Genomic DNA, 23,254 nt, shown 5'->3' with positions numbered 1-23,254 from the left:
GTTATACAACCCACTCTACCCATTTTTTTCGCAGCATGAAGAAAGCTGCACCAGCTGTAACCAATTTCCCTGTGAACGACAATTGAATGACGCGGGAACTTATCTCGACATCTGTGAGGAATGTCATCGCTTCGGGCGCGAACCACACGAGCATGCCAACGAGCAGCAGCACGCCAGCCGCCTGCTTATTCGTATGATGTGCAAGCCACGCAATCCATATAAGCACAATACTAACCGGAATCCAGCTGATTTCAAGCGAGAACCAGCCTGGATTGTTCAGCTTCTGCAGGAGCAGCCAGCCATATGTACCGACCAGCCCCAACCAGCCGCATAACTGGAAAATGCCCATTCGCCCTGCCACACCGTTTATTAACCATACTACACTACAGAACGCCAAATAACCAATATACGAATAAGGCGATGTCACTTCATACATATCCATGATATAGACGCCAAGCAATAACAGCGCCAATGCAGATACTCCGCACAGCATATACGAAACGACCGGCGATTTGCTATGCTGACGATAAGCGAAGACATAACAAATGATGACAAAAAGCGAGGAAATTCCAATTTGCATTGGCATTCCAAAAGAGTTAAAATTAAGAGCAGATAAGGCCAGAGCGGCGATTACCGCCAAAATGACCAACCAGATTTTCCAAGAACTGTTTGCTATTGACGACGCTGATACGCCCATTATCGAAGCAGGCTTCGGCGTTGTTTCGTCCATATACAAATTCATCAAAAAGTCACAGTAATGCTCGGGAAGCAATTTGCTCCGCCGCCAATGATCGATTTCTTTTACAAGTATTTTTCGTTTTTCCGCATCCATCTTAGCGCTCACCTTCCTAGCTACTATATCGGTGATTGTGTGCATTTGCTTTAGCATTACTTTTTGTACATAAATAAAGACCCCGCCGAAATTGGCAGGGCCCTTCTCACAGCGTTATGTTTTATTCCAAGAAGTCTTTCAATCGTTTACTGCGGCTAGGATGTCTCAGCTTGCGCAAAGCTTTGGCTTCAATCTGACGGATCCGCTCGCGTGTAACGCCGAATACTTTGCCTACTTCCTCGAGGGTGCGCGTACGTCCGTCGTCCAGTCCGAAACGCAAGCGAAGCACATTCTCTTCTCTTTCTGTCAACGTATCCAATACGTCCTCCAGCTGTTCTTTGAGAAGCTCGTATGCAGCGGCATCCGCTGGGGCAAGCGCTTCTTGATCTTCGATGAAATCACCCAAATGCGAATCGTCTTCTTCACCGATCGGTGTTTCGAGCGATACAGGCTCTTGTGCAATCTTCATAATTTCACGAACTTTATCCGTGCTTAAATCCATTTCTTTCGCAATCTCTTCCGGTGTGGGTTCGCGCCCAAGCTCTTGGAGCAATTGACGGGAAACGCGAATCAATTTATTAATCGTCTCAACCATATGGACAGGAATACGAATCGTTCTTGCTTGGTCCGCGATCGCGCGCGTAATAGCCTGGCGAATCCACCAAGTCGCATATGTACTGAATTTGTAGCCTTTGGTATGGTCGAATTTCTCAACCGCTTTAATAAGACCCATATTTCCTTCTTGAATCAAGTCCAAGAACAGCATGCCGCGGCCTACATATCTTTTGGCAATGCTCACAACGAGCCTCAGGTTCGCTTCAGCCAGACGTCTCTTAGCCTCTTCGTCCCCATTCTCAATCCGTTTGGCCAATCCGACTTCGTCTTCCGCAGAGAGAAGCGGTACACGGCCAATTTCTTTCAAATACATCCGAACTGGATCGTTAATTTTAATCCCCGGCGGCAAAGCCAGATCATCGTCGAAGTTAAATTCATCACGATCGTTGTCATCATGATTCATGGAATCGTCATCAGACTCATTCCCTACATCAATCCCTTGTTCCGATAACAGCTCGAAAAACTCATCGATTTGCTCAGGATCCTGATCGAAGGGAGCTAATTTTTCCATAATATCCTTGTAAGTAAGTGAGGACCGCTTCTTCCCTTGCTCAATTAGCTGCTCTTTCACTTGCTCCAAGGTTAATTCTGTCTCTAGTTCTGTACGCTGATCATTCGCCATAGTACGGACTCCCTCCTCCCTAGTTGTTCAGTAAAAGCTACGTTGACTTCAATCTTTTTTCTAGGGCGATAATTTCAATTGCAATTTGTGCTGCCCGAAGAGGGTCTCCCGCGCGTTCGGCGCGAACCTGCTCTTCTTTCTTACGTTCTACTTCTTCTTGCATCGGAACTTTACGAATTTGGCGAATATAGTCGTCAATCACTTGTTCGTTCATTCCATGACCGGCTCCCATCATGACGATGGAGCTGGCCAAGCTCTCCAGCTGTTCGTCTTGCAGCATGGCAATGTATCGGCTTGCGTCCGGCTCAGCATTCTGAGCGTAGTAAGCATATAAATAAGCAGCTAAGACTGCGTGAGCTTCAACGTTGAATTGATCTCCTAACTGTTCTTCCACATGTGCGCAGACATCTCGATCATGCATCATTACCGCTAAAATCAATCGTTCCGCGTTGTGATAAGCCGGCAGCAGCGATGGTGTTTTCTTCCGTGTTCGTTCCGCTGGTCTCCCATTATTCATAACATTATTCCACAGAATCGGTTTATTATCCCCATCTGTTCGGTTTTTTTCCGACTGCAGCAAGATTTCGTGAAGGTCTAACTTCATGGCCTCATACGAGGAATCCGGGAATTCGGATGCCAATTGCTTCAGATAATGTTCTCGTTCCATAGGAGAGTGCAGTTCACTAATCAGCTTTACAGCAGATTGCAGATAACGAAGTCGGTCACCGTCCTCATGCAGCTTAAAATTTCTGCGGATGTACAAAAGCTTATATTTCATCGATGGTACGGCAGGTTCGATAATCTCCCGTACGAATCGGTCAAAACCATAATTTTTCACATAATCGTCAGGGTCTTTGCCTTCCGGCAGCATGGCGACGGTTACTCGGCTTCCCGTCTCTTCGAGGATCGGTATGCTTTTGTAAGCAGCCGATTGGCCTGCGTTGTCTCCGTCATAGCAAATGACGATCTGTTCGGCGTTTCGGTTCAGCAGTGCGGCATGTTCCTTGGTGAGCGCGGTTCCCATCGTAGCAACCCCGTTATGAATGCCTGCTTCCCAAGCTTTGATGACATCCACATAGCCCTCGAAGAGCACCGCCTGTTGAAGCTTCCGCATATTGGGTCTGGCGAGATGGAGGTTGTACATCGTTCTGCTTTTGTTAAACAGCATCGTTTCGGGACTGTTCAAATATTTGGGCTGCGCATCGCCCATCGATCTCCCGCCGAAGGCAATCACTTTGCCGGTTGCGTCACAAATCGGGAACATGATGCGTTCTCTGAATTTGTCCACATAACCGCCGCCTTCTTGCCTGGCCGATATTAAGCCACCCTTCTCCATTAAAGCCAAATCGAATTCGCGTTTGGCGAGCTGCTGCACCAGCGTATCCCACATGGCGGGGGCGTAACCGATTTGGAACGTATCGATCAGTTTATCCGAAATCCCTCTGGAGGCCAGATAGCCTTTGGCCACTTTGCCTTGCTCGGTGTTGCCAAGAATATAATGATACAATTTCGCTGTAAAATCATAAGCCTTGTGCAGCGCCGCTCTCTCGAGCTGCTGTTCGCTCTGCTCTTCGGTTGCTTCTTCCCAAGTAATCGGAATATCCGCTTCCTCTGCGAGCTTCGTAACGGCTTCCGAGAAACTCAGTCCTTCGATTTCCATGACGAAACGAATTAAATTACCGCCTGCATGACAACCGAAACAACGATAAATCTGCTTCTCGGGCGTAACGGTAAACGACGGGCTTTTCTCGGAATGGAACGGGCATAGCCCCTTCATATAATGCCCTTGCTTACTTAAATGTACGTGCCTGCCAATGACATCAACGATGTCGTGGCGCTTCAGTACAGCCTCAATGACCTCTTCAGGTATGCGTCCGTACCTCATGAATCCATCCACCCACAATTCAAGTTGCTTTTCAGACTAAGTACTATTCGCTATTTTTTTTCGATTTCCTGCAAATATCTTAAAAGTTTTGTCAAACCATGTAGAAATTTTTGGCGGTCCTCTTCCGTGAAAGGCTTCGGGCCCTTACCATACTTCCCGGACCTGCGCATTTTGGCAGATGTATGCCGCCGGTCCAACAAAAAATCAATCGAGCTATCCGTATATTCCTGTCCTCGATTCGTCAAACAATAGGAACCCTTGGCTAATCCTAAAGCGGCGAGACCGAAATCCTGCGTTACCAGAATATCGCCTGCTTGAATCTGATTGGCGATATAGAGGTCTACGGACTGATCGGAACGGTCCACCTGAATCACTTTGACGCCGGGTCGTTCCTGCATGCGATGATCGTAAGAAGCCACCATCACCACTTGCACGTCAAACTGCTTGCCTGCCTCTTCGATCTCCGGTTTCACGGGACAAGCGTCGGCATCGACGATAATAGTTCTCGCTCGCATACGGTTACAGTCCACGCCCTTTTTTGACGAAATCTCACCGTACTATTATATACGATGAACTTGCAAAAAATCCTGCAAGGAATAACATAAAAACGTTATTGAACCCGTTCGATATGATCCATGACCAAGCTCGCCGTTTCCTCTACGGCCCGGTTTGAGACATCAAAGATCACACAACCGATTTTGCTCATGATTTTGTCAGCAAAAGCCAGTTCTATTTTAATACGTTCCACATTCGCATAGGTTGCATTTTCTGCAAGACCAAGCGTGCGGAGCCGTTCTTGACGTATGACATTCAATTTATCCGGATCAATTCTGAGACCGATAATCTTTTCTTTAGGAACCGTATAAATAGCCGCAGGAGGCTGCATTTCGGGTACTAACGGCACATTGGCCACTTTAAAGCGCTTGTGCGCCAGATACATCGACAGCGGCGTTTTGGATGTGCGGGATACACCCAGCAAGACGATATCCGCCTTCTGAATGCCGCTGAAATCCCGCCCGTCATCGTATTTGACGGCAAATTCGACCGCTTCGACTTTCTTGAAATAGTCCTCATCCAGCGGATGTATCATGCCCGGCTGCCGCCGCGGCTCTTGATGCAGCGCTTGACCAAGGGCGCCGACGACGGGTCCGAGCAAATCGATATGCGGGATACCGTGCTCCGTCGCTTTGGCGATCAGATCATCCCGCAGCTTCGGAATAACCAGTGTAAAGACGACGATGCCCCCATGAATCCGAATTGCATTAATCACTTTATCAATGCCTTCTGTATCATGGATAAACGGCGCTCTGACAATCTCGACCGGTACCGGATGAAACTGCATGGCGGCGGCGCGCACGACAGACTCCCCTGTCTCCCCGACAGAGTCAGAAACGACATAAACGCGTGTAGGTAGCGAATGATCCATCTCCCATAAAGCCCCTTTCCGAAAAGCATAAAAAAAACTCACCGATATGCGGACAGCACAAAGGCGAGGTGATTGCCATCAAATCATATCAAACCATAATTTACATGTCAAATCAGACTTGTTTAAATATTGTATTTTTCCATCTGCTCGATGAAATCCCGTGATTTCCATTTGACTCCAATATGTATATCCATATAAGTTCTCATGCATGTTCGAAGCTGTGCCTTCGTTTCCTCTTTCACTTGAACGGCCCCTAATCGCCGCATATCCATGCGCGGAAACAGCTTCAGCAGCTTCAGCGTACCTTCGCCCACGGCAATCGAGGCGGGATCTTTATGCCGGCACCTGATGCATAGCGTCCCCCCCATGCCCGGGCTAAAGTGCGTGATCCCCGACGTCTCGCCGCAGGATACGCATCCGTCCGTGACCGGCAAATAACCGGCCAGCTCAAACATTTTCATTTCGTAGAGGTGAACGACAATTTGCATGTCCTTATCCTCTTCGATCGCCTTCAGGCCTGCTTTCAATTGCTCAAAAAGATAGGTGCTTCCTTCCTCGTCGCCCAGCATTCGGTCCGTCATCTCCGCCAAGTAGGAGGCATGTGCGGACTTATGCAAGTCTTCCCGCAGCGAATGATGGGCTTCAATGATTTCCGCCGAATTCAAGGAACCCATCTGCCCTCTCTGTTTGAAAAAAACAAAATCGCCGTACGTAAAAAGCTGCGTAACGGCGGCATGTCTACTCTTCACTTTCTTCGCACCCCGAGCCATGACTCCAACTTTACCCAGCTCGGGGGTGAACAGACTTATGATCTTATTCCCCTCTCCATAGTCCATACTACGGAGTACGATCCCCTGTACACTACGCAGCAAATGATTTCCCCCATGTAGGCCGCTCTGAACTTACGATCTTTCTGTCACATGTCCAGACCTTCCAACGGCTCATCGTTACTCTGATCCTCTTCCTGCACATCCGCATCCATGCCGGGTTGTCCGGTGACTTGCTTGTACAATAAATAGGCGTCTACATCACCGGTCTTTGAAAAATACGTCCACGAAAAGTCTTTCATGTTCAGCACTCTCCCCATCGAACGTGATGTTCATAGGATGTGCAGAGAAAGCTTCTCTATGCGAAAAATAATTGGTACTGTTAGGCAATCGCCGTTTAATCGTGTCGGAAGCCAAGATCCTTCAGCACGCGTTCCTGGTTTCTCCAGTCCTTCTTCACCTTGACCCACAGCTCCAAGAAAGTCTTGGAACCGAGCAGCGTCTCGATATCATGGCGCGCTTGACGGCCAATTTCTTTCAGCAGGCTGCCCTGCTTGCCGATGATGATGCCTTTCTGGGAATCGCGTTCCACGAAAATAACGGCCGAAATATGCACGACGCCGTTGGATTCCACGCGCATATCCTCGATTTGGACAGCGATCGAGTGCGGGATTTCCTCACGGGTCAAGTGCAAAATTTTCTCGCGGACAAGCTCCGCGCATACGAACTGCTCCGGATGATCGGTGATTTGATCGGCCGGGTAATACTGCGGCCCCTCCGGCAAATAGCGGATGATCTGCTCCAGCAGCGTCGTAACATTGTTCCCTTTGAGCGCGGATACGGGAACGATTTCTGCAAAGTTATACAAATCTTTGTAGGTTGTAATGATAGCGAGCAGTTCTTCCGGCTTGACAAGATCAATTTTATTCAATACCAAGATGACCGGTGTCTCCACATGCTTCAGCTGTTCGATAATGTAGCGGTCTCCGCCGCCGATGCCGTCGACGACATCTACGAGAAACAACACGGCGTCGACTTCACCCAGTGTCCCGTGGGCGACTTTGCTCATATAATCGCCAAGCTTGGAAGTCGGCTTATGAATACCCGGCGTATCCAGAAATACGATCTGTCCGGTGGCCGACGTATAAACGCCGTGAATTTTGTTTCTGGTTGTCTGAGGCTTGTCTGACATGATCGCGATCTTCTGTCCGATAATTTGGTTCATGAGCGTCGACTTTCCTACGTTCGGACGGCCGATGATGGCGACAAAGCCTGATTTGAATTCTTTTTTAGCCACTTAGTCTGATCCTCCATTTGATTGCAAATCTTTGGTTGTGAATGCGCCTGGCAGCAGCGCGGATACCGTCGTTTGTGCGAAATCGCCCTTGAGACTGCCCAGGTAAACGGGCATATCGGGCGGACAGAGCTCGACCAGCACCTGACGGCATACGCCGCAGGGCGAAATCGGGCCATCCGTATCTCCCATTACCGCGATTGCCTGAAAGGAGCCTGCCTTGCGGCCGTCTGCGATGGCGCGGAACAGCGCCGTCCGTTCGGCGCAGTTCGTCGGACCGTAGGCCGCGTTCTCCACATTGCAGCCATAATGGACATGGCCGTCAGCATCAAGAAGCGCCGCACCTACTTTAAAGTTCGAATAAGGCGTATAGGCTCTTTTCATCGCTTCTTTGGCATGTTGAATAAGCTCCTGTGGATTCATGTCCGTTAACCTTCCTTTCGTATATTGTCACGCTACAGCATATTTAAACAGGAAAAGGCGAGGACGGTTACCGCCGCGCCGATCAATGCGCCCAGGAACAGCGCGGGAAACGGGCGTGTTTTTTTGTCATACAGCATAATAAAAATAATTACGGCCAGCGAATAGGCCAGCAGTGCGGCGATCGTCTGGTCCACGAAGACGGTAATGACCGTTGCGATGGAGAATGCGACCGCCGTCAACAGGCTGGGCCGGACTAATTTGCCTTTGTCCGAGAACCGGGTCTCGATGACGATGACGGTGAGCACGACCAAGGCGATCAACACCCAGATCGATCCCGCCGACATATTCGTCTGCTGAATACGCGACTCGCGGAGCAGCTGGTCGATCGGCTCATAAAAGACGACCATCCCGACGATGACCGCGAAGCCTGCGGACACCAAGACGGACGCCGCTGCGACGTCCTTGGCAATCTTGGCTAGCGGATGCCGATCCGGCATCGCCAGATCCACCGCTTTCTCTACAGCCGTATTAATCAGTTCCGTTACAATCATCAAAGTGACAGCTAACATAATAAACAGAATATCCGTTTTGGGCAAATGAACAAGCAGTGCAGCCAACAAAACAAGAAAAGCAACGCAAAAATGGAATTTCATATTGCGCTGCGTATCTAATGCATATTTGATTCCTTCGTAGGCATACCGGAAGCTCCTGCGCCATTTACGGAAGCCGTCTGTCATTAGCGCGTCAAACCTGCCTTTTGCAAAATGTCCTCCTGCTTGGCGAACATTGCCTTCTCTTCTTCCTCGCTTTGGTGGTCGTAGCCGATCAAATGCAGGAAACCGTGTACGAACAGAAAGCCGAGCTCCCGTTCAACGGAATGTCCATAATCCTCGGCCTGGGCAATCGCCCGCGGGACCGAGATGATAATATCTCCCAGCGGTTCAATGAACCCTTCGGAAGCCGTTTCATCGTCGTCACTTGCGTTCTCTGTTCCCTCATCCTCATAATTAATGTGAATTTCATCTTCCCCGAATTCACTCATGGCGAACGAAAGAACGTCGGTCGGTTTATCTAAATTGCGGTACTGCTTGTTCAGCTCCTGAATCGCTTCGTCGTCGACGAACGTCAAGGCGACTTCGCCGGCCGTGATCCCTTCAAGCTCCCCTGCCAAACGCAGCAGCTCTTCCATCTTATCCATCAGCGCCGGTGTAATTTCTTTGGCGTCCTGCTCGCTGCTCCACTCCAGCGTCAAATCTACACTTGCCATAGGCTGTGCCTCCTAATTGTGTCATCAAGCTCCCGATTTCTTCGGAGCTAGCTCATTCGGATACTCGATCCTTGCATGGAAGATGCCCAGCAAGGTCTCATTCAGCGTCTTGGCGATCTTATCCAGCTCCTTGAGCGTAAGATCGCATTCGTTGAACTGCCCGTCGTCCAAACGGGACTTAATGATTTTGTGAACCATCGAATCGATCTGCTCCAGCGTCGGATTGCGCAATGAGCGGACAGCCGCTTCCACACTGTCGGCGATCCCGACGATGGCCGCTTCTTTCGACTGCGCTTTGGGCCCCGGGTAGCGGAAATCCTCTTCCAGAATGGACTTGTCGCTGCCCTCCTCTTCGGCTTGCTTCATGGCTTTGTGGTAGAAATAATGAAGCAACGTGGTGCCGTGATGCTGCTCGGCAATATCCCGGATCGCCTTTGGCATCTTGTAGTCCTTCAGCATCTCGACGCCATCGCGCGGATGAGCGATGATGATCGATTTGCTCAAATTCGGATCGATGCGGTCATGCGGATTCTCGATATTAGTCTGATTTTCGATAAAATAGCTCGGCCGCTTCGTCTTCCCGATATCGTGGTAATACGAGCCGACGCGGCAGAGAAGTCCGTCGGCGCCGATCGATTCCGCAGCAGCCTCCGACAGATTGCCCACCATAACGCTGTGGTGGTATGTGCCTGGCGTTTCGGTCAGCAGCTTGCGCAGCAGCGGATGGTTCGGATTCGACAGCTCCACCAGCTTCAGCGGCGAAAGAATGCCGAACGCCACTTCGAAGAACGGCAGCAGGCCGATGACGAACACAACGGTGAGCAGGCCTCCAACGGCCGAGAATGCCATCGAGAACAACGCTTCTCTCTGTTGGAAATGATCTTCCAGCAGCATGAGCGACGATATCGTCAATATCGAGAAAAACGCGATCATCAGACCCGCCTTCAGAATCGTAGCCCGCTGGCTTGCCCGTTGAATCGTAAATACGGCGGTAAAGCAAATAACGAGCGAAACGATCCCGTAACGGAAATCGAACAGCTGCGTATGCTCTGCATTAAAAATAATACTTGCCATCAAGGAGAATAAGACCGATGAAATGAAAGCCAGCGGTGCATCCAATAAAATGGCAATCAAAATGCTGCCCAGCGCTGTCGGTGCGAGATAACCGATATACGGATAGTCCAAATTCTGGACAAGCGAAATAATTTTCATACAAGTGATGTTGATTATAAAAATAAGGATCAGCATTACCAGCTGCGAATTGTTGTATTTGATCGCTAACAGACTCTGTCGCACGAACATGAACACAACGAAAGACAATAAAGCGGAGAGGATGCCCAAACCGATCTGCGGCAGGTGGTTCGCTTTGCTCTTCAGCAGCTCCAGCTTATCCAGCCTGGCGTAAATCTCTTCCGTTATGACGTCTCCGACTTTGACGAGTACATCATTCTTGTTGATGTAAACCGGCTTGACGCTTTCTCTGGCTTGTCCCTTGGCATCATCCGTCCCCTTCTGATCAAAGAACTTATTCGGCGTAATGACGGCTCTTGCAATCTCCGTCACCATCTCACGCATCGTATTCTTCGACAGATTGGACGTGTTGACCATTTCGGCGACTTTGGCACGCGCCGTCTGAGCATCCAGCACTTGATCGTTCATCAGTTTCGCCACGATCTCCTTCGTGACCGGCCGCATCTCCGCCAGCTCGTCCTTCGTTAGCCGTGGCAGCTTGAAATACGATTCCTCCGGCAGCGGATACGATTGTTCCGCGAGCCCCTGCTTGATCTGTTCGATCAGCGTATCATTGTACTGGCCGCTCGCACTGAGCGATTTGACCGCCTGATTCTCCATATCGCTGATCAATCCGGGTATCACCCGCCGGAAAATGCTGACTTTGTCGTCAAACTTCACTTCTTCGTCCGCATTGATTTGTAATAATTTATCATAAATAGCGTCGATAATGGTATCGTTCTTGAGATTCACGATACGATACACAGGCTGAACGCGCTTGGCCGCGTCTTCCTTGGCTTGCTCGGTTGCAATCGCGTTCTCAATTTGCCTGGGTGCGTAAATCGTCGTTTCACTCGTCGTTCCGAGTTCGATGTCATACACTTGTGGTACGAGCTTTGCGTAAAGGGAAGTAAAGAATACTAAAGCCAGCAAGAGAAACAACAGTATCCGAATCCCCGTACTGTATTTCCATCCGTTGAGCTGGTAATGAAATTTACCTTTCATTTGCACTTCATTTTTCATACGGAAGGTCATTCCTCTCTACCTGACAAACCAGCACAGTTACTTTTCGTTTTCAGCATTGTAAGCAACGATGATTTTCTGAACCAGCGAGTGTCTGACAACGTCCTGCTCATCAAAGTAAATGAAGCCAAGCTCCTCGATGCCGCTTAGAATGCGAGTCGCTTCTACAAGTCCGGAGGATTTGCCGCGAGGCAAATCGATCTGCGTAACATCCCCGGTAATGACCATTTTGGAACCGAAGCCAAGGCGGGTCAGAAACATTTTCATTTGTTCAGGCGTCGTATTTTGCGCTTCATCCAGAATAATGAATGAATCGTCCAAGGTTCTTCCCCGCATATAAGCGAGCGGAGCGATTTCGATCAATCCGCGCTCCAGCGACTTCGCCACCTGCTCTGGGCCTAAGACGTCATTAAGAGCATCATACAATGGGCGCAAATAGGGGTCAACTTTTTCCTGTAAATCGCCGGGCAAAAACCCTAAACTTTCCCCTGCTTCGACAGCAGGACGCGTCAAAACGATTCGTTTGACAGCGCCTTCTTTCAGACGGGTAACCGCAAGGACGACAGCCAGATACGTTTTGCCCGTTCCCGCTGGTCCGATACCGAAGACGATATCCTTCTTCTTGATCGTTTCGACATATTTCCGTTGTCCGATCGTTTTGACGCGAATCGGCTTCCCGCGGTGTGTCGTCGTGATTTCACCTTTGAATAAATCCAGAAGTTGATCGGCTTTCATCTGCTTCGCGAGCTCAACGGCGTACAGGACGTCGCGCTCGGTCAGCGTGTAATTGTTGCGGATAAGCTGCAGCAAAACCTCAAAAAGCTGCTGAAGCGAGTTCACTTCCGCAGCCGGTCCTTGAATCGTTATTTCGGCTTCACGCGTATAAATTTGTGCAGCGATTTCCCGTTCGATCACATGCAGGAACTTATCCCGAGGACCGAACAATGCAAGTCCTTCTGCCGGATTTTTCAATGTTATTTTTACGGATTGTGCGTTTTCTACCAACAGGTCTCAGTCTCCTCGTATGACAATTGGTTGCTCTTCGGCGATATTTTCTTCGACTTCAAAATGCACGTCTATATAAATTTTACCATTCTCTGATTTTTCATGCAAAATTTTTTCGCCTACGAGTCTCGCATCGCCGCCAACAGTCGTCAACAATTTCGCTCTGGCCTGCTCCAGACCTATCTTTCTGGCCGCAGCCGGGTCGATAGGCTCCTCTACGATTTCGACTTCCATGACCTTCTCGTGAAGCCATCCGACAGGAAGCGCCCAAGACCGCCAGGCAAGCGTTTTACGCTCCGGAATCGTCTCAAAGTTGGCATACTCCAGCTTCCCATAGCCGCTAACCTGAAGAGCGCGGGTGCCGAAAACAAGATAATTGCGATTCCGCGTTTCACCCGTATATACCCGGTACGACTTCGTAAGAGGCGTTTCGATTCGGGATGTGTACCATACCACACCTTTGACTTTTCCGTTAGCGACTACCGTCTGGCTGTTCTGCTCGTCCCCGATCGTGCCTGAGATCAGCACGTCCCCTTTTTTGACATATGTGTTCGGCTTCACCATCGGTCTGCCTTTATCCGCTAAAATTTCCGTCACCAGCGCATTCTTGGCTGCGACCAGATTTCGCGGATTCATCAGCTCTTTTTTATCCGGAATCGTCGCTTCGACCACTTTGATCGTCACATGCGTGCCGCGAATTTCAACGCCGACCCAGGCTGTGCCCGGCAGCAAGCTTTGAATTTCCCGCGATAAGTCCTCCGCCTTTTTCAGCCTGAACTTCCATTGGTAAGTATGAATCCCTTGTTTGGCCGCAGCCTGCAGGATTTCCGCCTCCGAGATGCGGTCGTTGCCTTCTACACTGACTTGCCAAACCAACGAGGTCAGCAAATAAATGCCGAGGATGAAGCCTGCTATCCCGCTCAGGAACACCTTTCTCCGGCCCAATCGCTCCATGAAGAAAGGAAGCCCGTGCCTTTCCTGGACATGCACTCTGCAGCCTGTCCGCTTCAACAGCGGCCGAAGCTTGAAGAAATCCTTAATCAATATATTCAATTCAAGCTTCCCGTCGCCGGCAACTTGAATATCCCATATGGAGAATTCATTCTCCATCATGGGATTGATTAACCTTTCACACCCGTTTCCCCGTATCTGAATGCGCACATACCCGCGCAAACGGGCAATGAACAATGATTGCTGCATGAGACAGCCTCCCCCTCCAATTGAAGCGTATTACGTCCTATGGCATGTATTTGACATTGTCGATCAAACCTTCGATGAAGACTTCTTCGGAAAGGATCGCCCGGATGACCAAATTTTTCCCGAGCACTTCAAGAGTCCCTTTCGTTAATTCAAGCTTGAGGTTTTCACTGGAAAAATGAAGCACGCCCCGATGATTCTCTACATAGAGCTGTACGTTGCCGATCATCGTAATTCGCGGCAAGTCCTGAACCACATCCTGAGGCAAATCCAGGATTTTGGCCGTGAACTGGTTCCATTTGCGGGTCAAGCGACGCATAGCTGGGCAGTACCCCCTCTAACTGGATGATCAGAGCAGCAGAAAAAGTGCATAGACTTTCTACCAAATTATGCGAATGACCCTTGTTTTATGAGAAAAAACTGGAAAACAAAAAGCGCCCCTTTTCGATCGCTCGAAAAGTGACGCTTCCTCTGTTCATATTTATTTGCGATAAGGCTTTTTGGACCTTGGAGGGCCTAATATTTCCGCCCACACCACACCTTGCAGCAGCTGCTCCCGGCTCGGCGACTCCGGGAATGCCCCGGGTCCCGTCAGATCGCCCGCATATACCGGCGAGGCGTCATGTAACGAAGCGGCAGGCTTGCTGAACGGGGATCCTTTCGGCTTAGGGGCATCCGGTGCCACCGGTGCGCCGGAACGCGTGTAATCGCCCTGTACGCCTTTGGAGCGCGTATCGCGAGCGGCGGCTTCCACCTCTTGCCTGCCGGGGCTTGGCGGCCTCCTGTCTTGGTCAGGCGCACCCCCGAACGCGGGCATGCCGCCTCTGGGCGACGGCTTACGATTCGCCGCGCGGCGGGCTTTATTTTGCAGTTGGTACCAGAAGGTTAGTCCAATCAGTACGAGATACCAGTGTTTGACTAGAAATTCAATGAGCTGCTCCAAACCATCACCTCATCCGCGGTCATTCTTTATCGCCCTTGCCGTCGTTCAGCTTGCCGAGCGTAGAGCGCATCTGCGTATCCGCATCGATATTCTTCAAATTCATGTAATCCATCACACCGATTTTGCCGTTCCGAAGTGCTTCTGACATCGCCAGCGGCACTTGCGATTCCGATTCGACAACTTTCGCGCGCATTTCCACGACTTTCGCTTTCATCTCCTGCTCCGCCGCAACCGCCATCGCCCGTCTTTCCTCAGCTTTCGCCTGGGCGATGCGCTTATCGGCTTCCGCTTGCTCCGTTTGCAGATGTGCGCCGATGTTCTTGCCGACATCCACATCGGCGATATCGATAGATAGAATCTCAAATGCCGTCCCGGCATCCAAGCCTTTGCCCAGCACGGTGCGGGAAATCAGATCCGGATTCTCGAGCACATCCTTGTGGGAATCGCTGGAGCCTACCGTCGTTACAATCCCCTCGCCGACACGGGCGATTATCGTCTCTTCCCCGGCGCCGCCGACCAAGCGGTCGATATTCGCCCGCACCGTCACTCTCGCGATAACTTTGACCTCAATCCCGTTCTTCGCCACTGCAGAGACATTAGGCGTCTCGATGACACGCGGATTGACGCTCATTTGAACGGCCTGGAGAACGTCCCGTCCCGCCAAATCAATTGCCGCCGCACGCTCGAACTCCAAATGAATTTTGGCCCGGTGCGCGGCGATCAGCGCATTGACGACGCGATCCACATTCCCGCCGGCAAGGAAATGGCTTTCCAACTGATTGATGCTCAAATCAAGGCCCGCCTTCGTCGCTTTAATCATCGGGTTCACAATGCGGCTCGGCGTCACGCGGCGAAGCCTCATGGCGATCAATGTAATGATGCTGATGCGCACGCCGGAAGCAAGTGCCGAAATCCACAGCATAACGGGTACCACGCTGAGCAGAATCGACAGCGCAACAATAATGACCGCCGCCAGCAGTACCAAATAAAGTCCAGGTTCAATCGTCATTCAACATTCCTCCTAGGTTCGTCTCATCCGTCTCACGCACGACAACGCGCGCTCCTTCCACTTCGACAACGATAATTTCTTTATCCCCTGCGATAAAATTCCCGTTCGTAACGACGTCCACACGTTCCCCTTGAATCAGGGCCGTTCCTGCCGGCCGCAGCGGGGTTATAGACCGGCCTGTTAGCCTAAGGAGATGGGAACGGTCCGGGTTGGACGTGAAGCCCTTGTCAGTCGTCAGTTGCTCCCTCAGGATGAACCGGTTCCACACGCCGCGGTGCTTGAAGGTGCGAATAGCGAACAGGATGACGATAATCGCCGCCAGCAGCGCAATTCCTAACATAACCGCGGCTTCCGCCGGATCCGAGGAGGCCATCAGCACGCCGCCGAACAAACAGATTGCCCCTAACACGCTTAGGATGCCGAAGCTCGGAACGAACAGTTCCAAGACGAGAAGAACGATGCCTAAACCGAACACGGCCAGATCGCCAAAGCCGGCAAAGCCTGCCAAGTAGTACCCAAGAAAATAAAGCGCAAAACCCGCAACGCCCGCCAAGGCAAGCAAACCGCTGCTAAAAAACAAAAGTTCCAGTGCTATGCCAATAATGCCAACCATTAATAAAACCGTTGCTGTTACAGGATGTGTCAGAAAGGCTGATAAGTTGTCTGCAAGCATCGTCACTCACTCCTTTCTTATTGCTGCCTTATCATTAATATGTACGTCTGACATCCCGATCTGTTTCGTCTACGTCAATAAAAAATAAAAAGACCGAGTGGATAGCGATCCGCTCAGTCTTATTCATTCAAACATATTTAAGTATTATCCCAATAATTGTTGGACCAACTGATTAACAAGCTTGCCATCAGCGCGTCCTTTGACCTGAGGCATCAATGCCGTCATGACCTTGCCCATATCCGCTTTGGAAGAAGCACCAATTTGCTGGATGGTCTGCTGTACAATGGCTTTCACTTCTTCCTCAGAAAGCTGTTGCGGCATGTACTCAGTTAGAATGGTAAGTTCAGCCTTCAGGTTGTCGGCCAGATCATCTCTGCCGGCCTTGGAAAATTCTTGGAGGGAATCCTTACGCTGTTTGATTTCACGAGTTAGTACGTCAAGCACTTCATTGTCGTCTAAAGCTCTTTTCAATTCAATCTCAGCATTCTTAATGGTAGATCGTACCATACGAATAACAGAGAGTTTGAACTTGTCCTGACTTTTCATCGCTTGCTTCATATCTTCGTTCAATCGATCGCTTAAGCTCATGTTGCCTCCTAGAACTTTCTCTTGCGAGCAGCCTCAGATTTAAGCTTACGCTTAACGCTAGGCTTGTCATAATGTTTACGTTTCTTAACTTCTGCTAGAATGCCATCCTTTGCGATGGAACGCTTAAAGCGACGAAGTGCAGCATCTATAGTTTCGTTCTTACGAACTCGAGTTTCTGACAACAGATTTCCCTCCCTCCGAACAGACCATCTAGGATCAAACGGTTCATCAAATCTCATTATAGGTGATAGTAATTAGGGTGTCAATCGAATCCTTACGTTTCCTGAAAGTTGCCCCTAATTATGTACGCCTAACGGGGACAACCGGGCCCCTGCCATCAAATGATAATGGATATGGTGAACAATCTGCCCGGCGTTGGCCCCAATATTCGTGATTACACGGTAACCGGACTCTTCAACCTCTAGTTCTCTAGCAATTTGCGCGGCAGCCGCTTGCAATTGACCCATGAGCGGCCAATCTTCGGCCTGAGCGTCAGCCAGCGATGCAATATGCTTCTTAGGGATAATAAGCACGTGCACAGGCGCAGCCGGTTGGATGTCGTGAAAAGCAAGGATCTGATCATCCTCATATACTTTCTTGGACGGGAGATCCCCCGCAACAATTTTGCAAAAAATACAATCACTCATTCTTGGGCTTGTCCCTCGCTTTCGTAAACTCTCATCTTTTAATTTTATCGGAAACGAAACAAAAAATCCAATCCAATCCATCCTTATACAAGGAACGGTTACAAATAAAAGAAACATCTCAGAACACCGAGATGTCAGAAAAGAATTTTTCTATTAATAATAGGGCAGTAAGGATAAAGCCAGCAACCCGGCTAAAGGCAGAACCTGTCTGGCGAAACGCCGCCGGCCGAATACGTAACCGGGATACGGAAAACCATAGAACGGGAAAGGGGAGCCGAATGGCACGAATGCGCGCATTTGTTCCGGTTCTGCACCGCCGATCGGTACCGCTAAGTATAGATGGTCGCCGTCGACATGCTCGACAATGCCGTCGTACATGGCGCCGTTATCCATCGTAACGCTGACATAACGATGCATATGATTGATACAAATCTCATGCTTCTCAGGATGATTCATGGGCCTTTGCCTCCTTTTTTCTACAGCATATTCAGCTGTAGGCAAAAGGCTACTGCAAGTGGCAAATTATCGGTTATGCTGGTTTTTGAGTGACTGGTGGATCTTCTTCCATTTGGCTTTCTCCGCAAGCTGGAGGCTTTCATCCTCTTTGCGGGCCAAATAGGCAAGTTCCTTCTGCAATTTCACGTAGTTGTGAAATCGTTCCTGCGGCAGCGTTCCGTCGGCCAAAGCGCTTTTCACCGCGCACTTGGGCTCATTCTCGTGCTTGCAATCCTGGAAATAACAGCTCTGCGCAAGCTCTTCGATATCCTGAAACGATGTGCTGAGGCCTTCGGAGGCGTCCCATAACTGAAGCTCACGCATCCCCGGCGTGTCGATCAGAATACCGCCATCCGGCAGCGCAATCAATTCGCGGTGTGTCGTCGTATGCTTTCCTTTGTCATCGCCTTCGCGGATGTCGCCGGTCTGGAGAATTTCCTTGCCGTAGATGCGGTTCACAAGCGTCGATTTGCCGACGCCGGAGGAGCCGAGCAGCGCAATGGTCCGGCCGGGCGCCATGTAGGAGGCCAGCTCGTCAAGTCCTCTGTTCTCCGCCGAGCTGATGACATGGACGGGTACGCCGACGGCTACCGCGGCGACTTCGGCGGCCAACGCTTCGGGATCCGAGCACAGGTCCGCTTTGCTCAGCACGATGACAGGGGTAGCCCCGCTCTCCCAAGCCAGAACCAAATACCGCTCGATTCGGCGAATATTGAAATCCAGGTTCAGCGCAGTGACCAAGAAGACCGTATCTACGTTCGTCGCCACGATCTGCTCTTCCGTAACTTGACCGGCTACTTTCCGGGAAAACTTGCTTCGGCGCGGAAGTATGGCATGAATCGTCGCCCGCTGCTCTTCTTCCCGCACCGCAACGATAACCCAATCGCCAACCGCCGGATAATCTTCGCGGTGAAGAGCCATGTGGCGCATTTTGCCGGAAACTTCAGCCAACACTTCGCCGGACTCCGTCAGAACGCGATACATATGTTTATGTTCCAAGGACACCCGTCCCGCACGGTACCCTTCGGTAAGATAAGGTTCGAAAGCTTTCTCAAAGTGCGAATTCCAACCTAATGCTTCTTTATTCAAGTGTTAAATTCATCCTCTCATGGGGTTCTGATCAAAAGTATAGACTAAGGTTATTGCCCTCACACGGTAAACTATCATTTAGATTAATTTTTCCTTCGAAGGAATTTATACATCGGTCAATTCGTATGTAGACTAACGGTCTAATTTTGCATATAATAGGAGTAAATCGATGGTTGGAATGGAGTGAGCCCATGAGTCAATTCATGCGAGCGACCACCCGCAAAAAGCGCGATGTCATGATGGACGTCGCCTTATCCATGTTCATGGACAAAGGCTATGAGAATGTGTCCGTCGATGACATTATCGCGGCAACACGGACATCTAAGGGAACTTTTTACCATTATTTCAAAAGCAAAGATGCCATCATCGCCGACCTTTACAACAAACAAATCCAACTGATCCAAGAATGGGTGAAGCAGCCCCCGTCCAAGGTGCAGTCCCTGGAAGGACACATCAACCGCTTATTTTTAGACTTGGCGTCTAACATTCGCGTCTCCCCCCGGTTGATTCGGAGCTTGCAAGCCTTATCACTGCAAAATGATACGGTGAAAGCCGAAGAACAGCGCCAGCTGAATGTGCTCACCGAGAGCTTGCTCCACTGGCTGCCGGAAGCCAGGAAGGTTGAACTGCTCGTTTGCATGTACACGGGCACCATACGCACTTGGTGTACGCAAGAGCATGCCGATTTACTCTCCATGATGAAAAACAACTTAGCTTGGATGTGGGCGGGCCTACGTTCCGACGAGCCTAATGCCCTTCTGCAAGTAGAACCAGTCCCCAAGGAGGAACACACAATGAAAGTAGCAATTATCGGCGGAGGTCTCGCCGGCTTAACCGCGGCCGCCTATTTATCGGAGAACCCGCATATCGAAGGCGTTCTGTTCGAGCGCAGCCCGCAGCTTGGCGGCCGTGCTTTTACGTATGAGAAAGCGGGATTCACACTCAACTATGGCGCGCATGCCATCTACGGAATCGATCGCCATACGATTACGAATATGGAACGTGAATTGGGACTGTCCTTCTCCTCCAAGCAAGTGGATAAGCGCAAAGTGTTTTACGCCAAGCATAACCAACTGACGCAAGCACCGCTTGACGCGATCAACCTGCTCAAAACCGATTTGCTCAGCACCGCCCAGAAAGTGCGGTTCGTCGGTGAAATCGCCGCGATTATCGCGAACATCCATAATTTGAAAAATTACGCCACCTTGGCCGACTACTTGGCTGAATCCAATGCCGACGAGGATGTCAAAGAGCTGTGGGAGCATCTCGTATGTTCCAACTTCTTCATCACGCCGGAGGATGCCCGCAACGTATCCGGTGCGGTTATCAGCGAGTACTATCATAATTTGTTTCTCTCTTCGAAGCCTGTGAACTATATTCTAGGCAGTTGGGCCGTTATTACGAACCAGCTCAAGGAGAAGCTTACGGCATCCGGCAAATGGGAAATCGCGCTGCAAGAAGGCGTGGAAAGCTTGCGCTATGCAGACCGTAAATTCGTCCTGCAAACGAAGAACCGCGAAGCCGCATTCGATAAAGTCATCTTCGCCATGCCTGTACAGCAAGTCGTCAAGCTGTTGAAAGGCACGGCATGGGAGCCGTTCCTTGCGACATACGAATCCAATACCGCAACCGAAGTAATGGTTTACGACGTCGGGTTAAGCCAAGTCGTGGCCAGACCGTTCAGCTACATCAGCGATATGGACAACAAGCTGTTCATCAGCGACGTATCGGCTACCGACCATACGCTAGTGCCTGAAGGCGGACAGCTGCTGCAAGGCATCGCTTACTTGAGCGATCGTTTCGATAATGAAGAAGAGCGTAAAACATATCTCGATAACAAAAATAAGCAGATGGAAGCTCTCTTCGACAAGCATTATCCAGGCTGGCGCGACGTAACGGCCGTCAAAAGGGTGTCGAAGAAAGCGATGGTATCCAGCGTAAAAAATATCGCCTCTAACAGCCTGCTCCCGACCCGCGTAGAGAACGTGCCGTTTTATTTCTGCGGCGACGGCTGCACAGGGAAAGGCGAGTTGGCGGAACGCGCCTTCTCCAGTGCCCGCACCGCGGCGCTAGCCGTCATCCAAGAAGTTCAGCAAGCTCTGCAAAGCGTGTAAACGAAAAGCTGCTCCGCCCTTGACTCTCGCGTCAAAGGATGGAGCAGCTTTTTTATATAAGCCAGCCATTATTTGGTTGTAATCGTGACCGTCCGGCTGCTTCCGTCCCAACTCACTCGACCGCCGAACGTCTCGCCGACGAATCTCGCCGGCGCAAGCGTGTAGCCGTTAATCAAGCGGGCAGGCTCTTCCAGCTGAACGGCCGATCCGTTCACATAGACGGTCTTCTGGTCCAGTGTCAGACGCACTGTCGTGCTCCCCTTCTTCGCCGTCACCGTCCGGCTGGAGGCCTCGTACTCAACCGATGCCCCCATCGCTTCAAATATCGCGCGCAGCGGAGTCAGTGTCGAGCCATTGACAATGGCGGGAGCTTGCTCGAACGACTGCTCCTTGCCGTCGATCTCGACGGATACCTGAGAGGAGATGCCGAACGTGCGCAGCGCGACTTCCTGTCCCGCTTTGTTCCACACGCGGATTTGCAGAACGGAGCCCTCAGGCACCTCCCCGGCGCGAAGCTCTAAGCCATACGGCAGTTCGGTTTGGGATGCGACAACTCGTCCGTTCAGCAGATATTCGACCTTCCCGATATAGACTTCCGGGATTTTGACGAACGGAACCACCTTCGTTCGCTTCGTGAACGATTGGTGATCCGCATCGACAGGCACATAGCCGGCATTGTCCGCAGGCTTAGCCGAATCGGCGACTTTGGACAGCAGGTAAGGATTCGCGATCAGCTTGGCATAGTAGCTCTGAATCTCGGAGGAACTCGACAAGGAATAATCATTCTTGGCATTATCCGTCTGCTGGTTCACGTTAAAGTACGTGATCGCCTTCAGTCTCGGATATTTATATGGCATGATTTCGTAAAGCCGCTGCAGATTGAGCTTGGCCCATTCCGTGAAATCTTCGCCTGTCGCATAGGAGTAATGCGGTACGCCGGTCTCGCTTAGCATGAGCGGCTTGCGGTCGGCATAGGTGTCGTATAATCGCGTCAGCCGCTCAACATTGCTTGTCGCGAGCATCGACGGCAGAGACGGATCCCCGTTCTCATAAGGCTCGATATACAGGCTGACGCCAACCCAATCGACATAAGCGTCGCCGGGGTAATACGGATCGATGTCATTCGCCGGCACGTCTCCGGGACTCCACACCATCGCGACATTCGGCGCTTCGGCAGCGAAAACATCATGCAGCATCCGGAATTTCGCGATATACTGCGCAGGATTGCCGTGCCACTTGACCCAGGCTCCGTTCATTTCACCGGCAAAGCGCAAGAAGATCGGGATGCCGGCAGCCTTCGCGTCCCGCGCCCATTTGCGCAAATAGTCGCCGTCCGTCACGGGATCCAGGCCGTCATCCGGCTCCCATGCGATTTGGAGCGCGCCGCCGGCCTCCTTGGCTCTCTTCGCATAGGTCGCCGGGAAGCCTTGACCCCAATGGGCATAGGCCAAATAAATCGCATGCTTCTTGCCGTAGACCGATTCATTCTTCGTAAACATGTTCCCGACCTTAGGATCCTGCTCGGCGTACATGCCCAAATAGGTGCCGTAGGCAGGTTCGAACTTCGCCAGTTTGCCATTCGCAGGCACCGTGAGCTCACGTACGGAAGCCTCGCCGCTTTCCTTGCGGTACAGCTCGACGGTCGTGCGAATTTGATCTGCCCGCTGCAGCTTGACAGCCCCCCAATCCCTCCCGGCTTTCACCCAATATTCATTCTCCAGCTCATAATAATGAATGGCTTGATCGTAATCGCCGATCGCGTCATAATAAGCATCCAATTTCCCGCAAAATAGTGCAGCATTCTCCCATTCCCCAGCGCTCGCATAGTGATCCGCAAGGAATTTCCAATGTACTGCGGCCGCTTCTTGTTCCCCGCTGGCGCTAAGCGCCTCCGCCTTCTGCCAGTGATCCCAGATGATATCGGCCTGCGCGGGAGCCGGCGTGCCAACCAGGCTCGCCGCTAGAATGCCGGCGGCCAGCATCATAATACCGATCGTTTTCTTCGTCTTATTCAAGTTGCGATGACTCCCTTCAATCTCTCTATCTAATGATTTGCTTATACTTGATACGTACAGGCGTACGGAAAGTAGCATTTTGAGGCGAAAATATT

General features: G+C 50.8%; 26 protein-coding genes. 2 read left to right on the top strand and 24 right to left on the bottom strand.

Features of this window, described 5'->3' with window-relative positions:
• Nucleotide 1: 1 nt before the first annotated feature.
• On the bottom strand, nt 2–472 hold the full coding sequence (locus J2X61_RS09165; RefSeq protein WP_310187486.1) for a hypothetical protein: 471 nt from the start codon (nt 470–472) through the stop codon (nt 2–4).
• A gap of 73 nt (nt 473–545) precedes the next feature.
• Between J2X61_RS09165 and J2X61_RS09160 the strand changes: the two genes are divergently transcribed.
• The gene (locus tag J2X61_RS09160) at nt 546–758 is read left to right on the top strand and encodes a hypothetical protein (RefSeq protein ID WP_310187485.1); all 213 of its coding nucleotides are present in this window, start codon (nt 546–548) and stop codon (nt 756–758) included.
• Nucleotides 759–953: 195 nt separating this feature from the next.
• On the opposite strand, the gene rpoD is transcribed toward J2X61_RS09160, so the two are convergent.
• From rpoD to rsgA, 22 genes are all read right to left on the bottom strand, one after another.
• On the bottom strand, nt 954–2,069 hold the full coding sequence (gene rpoD / locus J2X61_RS09155; RefSeq protein ID WP_274469370.1) for an RNA polymerase sigma factor RpoD: 1,116 nt from the start codon (nt 2,067–2,069) through the stop codon (nt 954–956).
• A 37-nt stretch (nt 2,070–2,106) separates the two neighbouring features.
• A complete protein-coding gene (gene dnaG / locus J2X61_RS09150) occupies nt 2,107–3,954 on the bottom strand; it encodes a DNA primase (RefSeq protein WP_274469371.1) in 1,848 nt (615 codons plus the stop codon).
• 50 nt (nt 3,955–4,004) lie between these two features.
• Nucleotides 4,005–4,469 carry a YaiI/YqxD family protein gene (locus J2X61_RS09145; protein WP_274469372.1) on the bottom strand — a complete coding sequence of 155 codons (465 nt, stop codon included), beginning with the start codon at nt 4,467–4,469 and terminating at the stop codon, nt 4,005–4,007.
• Nucleotides 4,470–4,564: 95 nt separating this feature from the next.
• Nucleotides 4,565–5,380: a pyruvate, water dikinase regulatory protein gene (locus tag J2X61_RS09140; RefSeq protein WP_274469374.1), complete on the bottom strand. Its 816-nt coding sequence runs from the start codon at nt 5,378–5,380 to the stop codon at nt 4,565–4,567.
• A gap of 122 nt (nt 5,381–5,502) precedes the next feature.
• Nucleotides 5,503–6,252: a DNA repair protein RecO gene (gene recO, locus J2X61_RS09135; protein ID WP_310187484.1), complete on the bottom strand. Its 750-nt coding sequence runs from the start codon at nt 6,250–6,252 to the stop codon at nt 5,503–5,505.
• 44 nt (nt 6,253–6,296) lie between these two features.
• Nucleotides 6,297–6,449: a YqzL family protein gene (locus J2X61_RS09130; RefSeq protein ID WP_274469377.1), complete on the bottom strand. Its 153-nt coding sequence runs from the start codon at nt 6,447–6,449 to the stop codon at nt 6,297–6,299.
• A gap of 95 nt (nt 6,450–6,544) precedes the next feature.
• Nucleotides 6,545–7,444, bottom strand: a complete 900-nt coding sequence (gene era, locus J2X61_RS09125; protein ID WP_274469378.1) for a GTPase Era — start codon at nt 7,442–7,444, stop codon at nt 6,545–6,547.
• Nucleotides 7,445–7,864: a cytidine deaminase gene (cdd, locus tag J2X61_RS09120; RefSeq protein ID WP_274469380.1), complete on the bottom strand. Its 420-nt coding sequence runs from the start codon at nt 7,862–7,864 to the stop codon at nt 7,445–7,447.
• A 32-nt stretch (nt 7,865–7,896) separates the two neighbouring features.
• The gene (locus tag J2X61_RS09115) at nt 7,897–8,601 is read right to left on the bottom strand and encodes a diacylglycerol kinase (protein WP_274469381.1); all 705 of its coding nucleotides are present in this window, start codon (nt 8,599–8,601) and stop codon (nt 7,897–7,899) included.
• The gene (gene ybeY / locus J2X61_RS09110; protein WP_274469382.1) at nt 8,601–9,131 is read right to left on the bottom strand and encodes an rRNA maturation RNase YbeY; all 531 of its coding nucleotides are present in this window, start codon (nt 9,129–9,131) and stop codon (nt 8,601–8,603) included. The genes J2X61_RS09115 and ybeY overlap by 1 nt, the downstream gene beginning before the upstream one ends.
• A gap of 24 nt (nt 9,132–9,155) precedes the next feature.
• A complete protein-coding gene (locus J2X61_RS09105) occupies nt 9,156–11,384 on the bottom strand; it encodes an HD family phosphohydrolase (protein WP_274469383.1) in 2,229 nt (742 codons plus the stop codon).
• Between the two features lie 39 nt (nt 11,385–11,423).
• Nucleotides 11,424–12,389, bottom strand: a complete 966-nt coding sequence (locus tag J2X61_RS09100) for a PhoH family protein (RefSeq protein ID WP_274469384.1) — start codon at nt 12,387–12,389, stop codon at nt 11,424–11,426.
• A 6-nt stretch (nt 12,390–12,395) separates the two neighbouring features.
• Entirely contained in the window at nt 12,396–13,589 is a 1,194-nt protein-coding gene (gene yqfD / locus J2X61_RS09095; protein ID WP_274469386.1) for a sporulation protein YqfD, read from the bottom strand.
• Nucleotides 13,590–13,626: 37 nt separating this feature from the next.
• A complete protein-coding gene (yqfC, locus tag J2X61_RS09090; protein WP_274469387.1) occupies nt 13,627–13,905 on the bottom strand; it encodes a sporulation protein YqfC in 279 nt (92 codons plus the stop codon).
• 162 nt (nt 13,906–14,067) lie between these two features.
• A complete protein-coding gene (locus J2X61_RS09085) occupies nt 14,068–14,529 on the bottom strand; it encodes a hypothetical protein (RefSeq protein ID WP_310187482.1) in 462 nt (153 codons plus the stop codon).
• A 19-nt stretch (nt 14,530–14,548) separates the two neighbouring features.
• A complete protein-coding gene (floA, locus tag J2X61_RS09080; protein ID WP_274469389.1) occupies nt 14,549–15,538 on the bottom strand; it encodes a flotillin-like protein FloA in 990 nt (329 codons plus the stop codon).
• On the bottom strand, nt 15,528–16,211 hold the full coding sequence (locus tag J2X61_RS09075) for an NfeD family protein (RefSeq protein WP_310187480.1): 684 nt from the start codon (nt 16,209–16,211) through the stop codon (nt 15,528–15,530). The genes floA and J2X61_RS09075 overlap by 11 nt, the downstream gene beginning before the upstream one ends.
• A 144-nt stretch (nt 16,212–16,355) precedes the next feature.
• Nucleotides 16,356–16,799 (bottom strand): GatB/YqeY domain-containing protein, encoded by a 444-nt coding sequence (locus J2X61_RS09070; protein ID WP_274469391.1) that lies wholly within the window; start codon nt 16,797–16,799, stop codon nt 16,356–16,358.
• 8 nt (nt 16,800–16,807) lie between these two features.
• Nucleotides 16,808–16,981 (bottom strand): 30S ribosomal protein S21, encoded by a 174-nt coding sequence (gene rpsU / locus J2X61_RS09065; RefSeq protein ID WP_029195880.1) that lies wholly within the window; start codon nt 16,979–16,981, stop codon nt 16,808–16,810.
• A gap of 114 nt (nt 16,982–17,095) precedes the next feature.
• A complete protein-coding gene (locus tag J2X61_RS09060) occupies nt 17,096–17,446 on the bottom strand; it encodes a histidine triad nucleotide-binding protein (RefSeq protein ID WP_274469392.1) in 351 nt (116 codons plus the stop codon).
• A gap of 153 nt (nt 17,447–17,599) precedes the next feature.
• Nucleotides 17,600–17,902: a hypothetical protein gene (locus J2X61_RS09055; RefSeq protein ID WP_310187475.1), complete on the bottom strand. Its 303-nt coding sequence runs from the start codon at nt 17,900–17,902 to the stop codon at nt 17,600–17,602.
• Between the two features lie 66 nt (nt 17,903–17,968).
• Nucleotides 17,969–19,030 carry a ribosome small subunit-dependent GTPase A gene (gene rsgA, locus J2X61_RS09050; protein ID WP_310187473.1) on the bottom strand — a complete coding sequence of 354 codons (1,062 nt, stop codon included), beginning with the start codon at nt 19,028–19,030 and terminating at the stop codon, nt 17,969–17,971.
• Nucleotides 19,031–19,221: 191 nt separating this feature from the next.
• On the opposite strand from rsgA, the gene J2X61_RS09045 reads away from it, so the two are divergent.
• Entirely contained in the window at nt 19,222–21,144 is a 1,923-nt protein-coding gene (locus tag J2X61_RS09045; RefSeq protein ID WP_274469395.1) for an FAD-dependent oxidoreductase, read from the top strand.
• Nucleotides 21,145–21,212: 68 nt separating this feature from the next.
• Here J2X61_RS09045 and J2X61_RS09040 read toward each other — a convergent pair whose 3' ends face one another.
• Entirely contained in the window at nt 21,213–23,159 is a 1,947-nt protein-coding gene (locus J2X61_RS09040; RefSeq protein ID WP_310187471.1) for a stalk domain-containing protein, read from the bottom strand.
• Between the last annotated feature and the right edge of the window lie 95 nt (nt 23,160–23,254).

This window comes from Bacillus sp. 3255 (genome assembly GCF_031456485.1).
In the GTDB taxonomy this organism is placed as follows: domain Bacteria; phylum Bacillota; class Bacilli; order Paenibacillales; family NBRC-103111; genus Paenibacillus_E.
The sequence above is the reverse complement of the archived record's forward strand: the minus strand, read 5'-3'. Positions and strand labels throughout refer to the sequence as shown.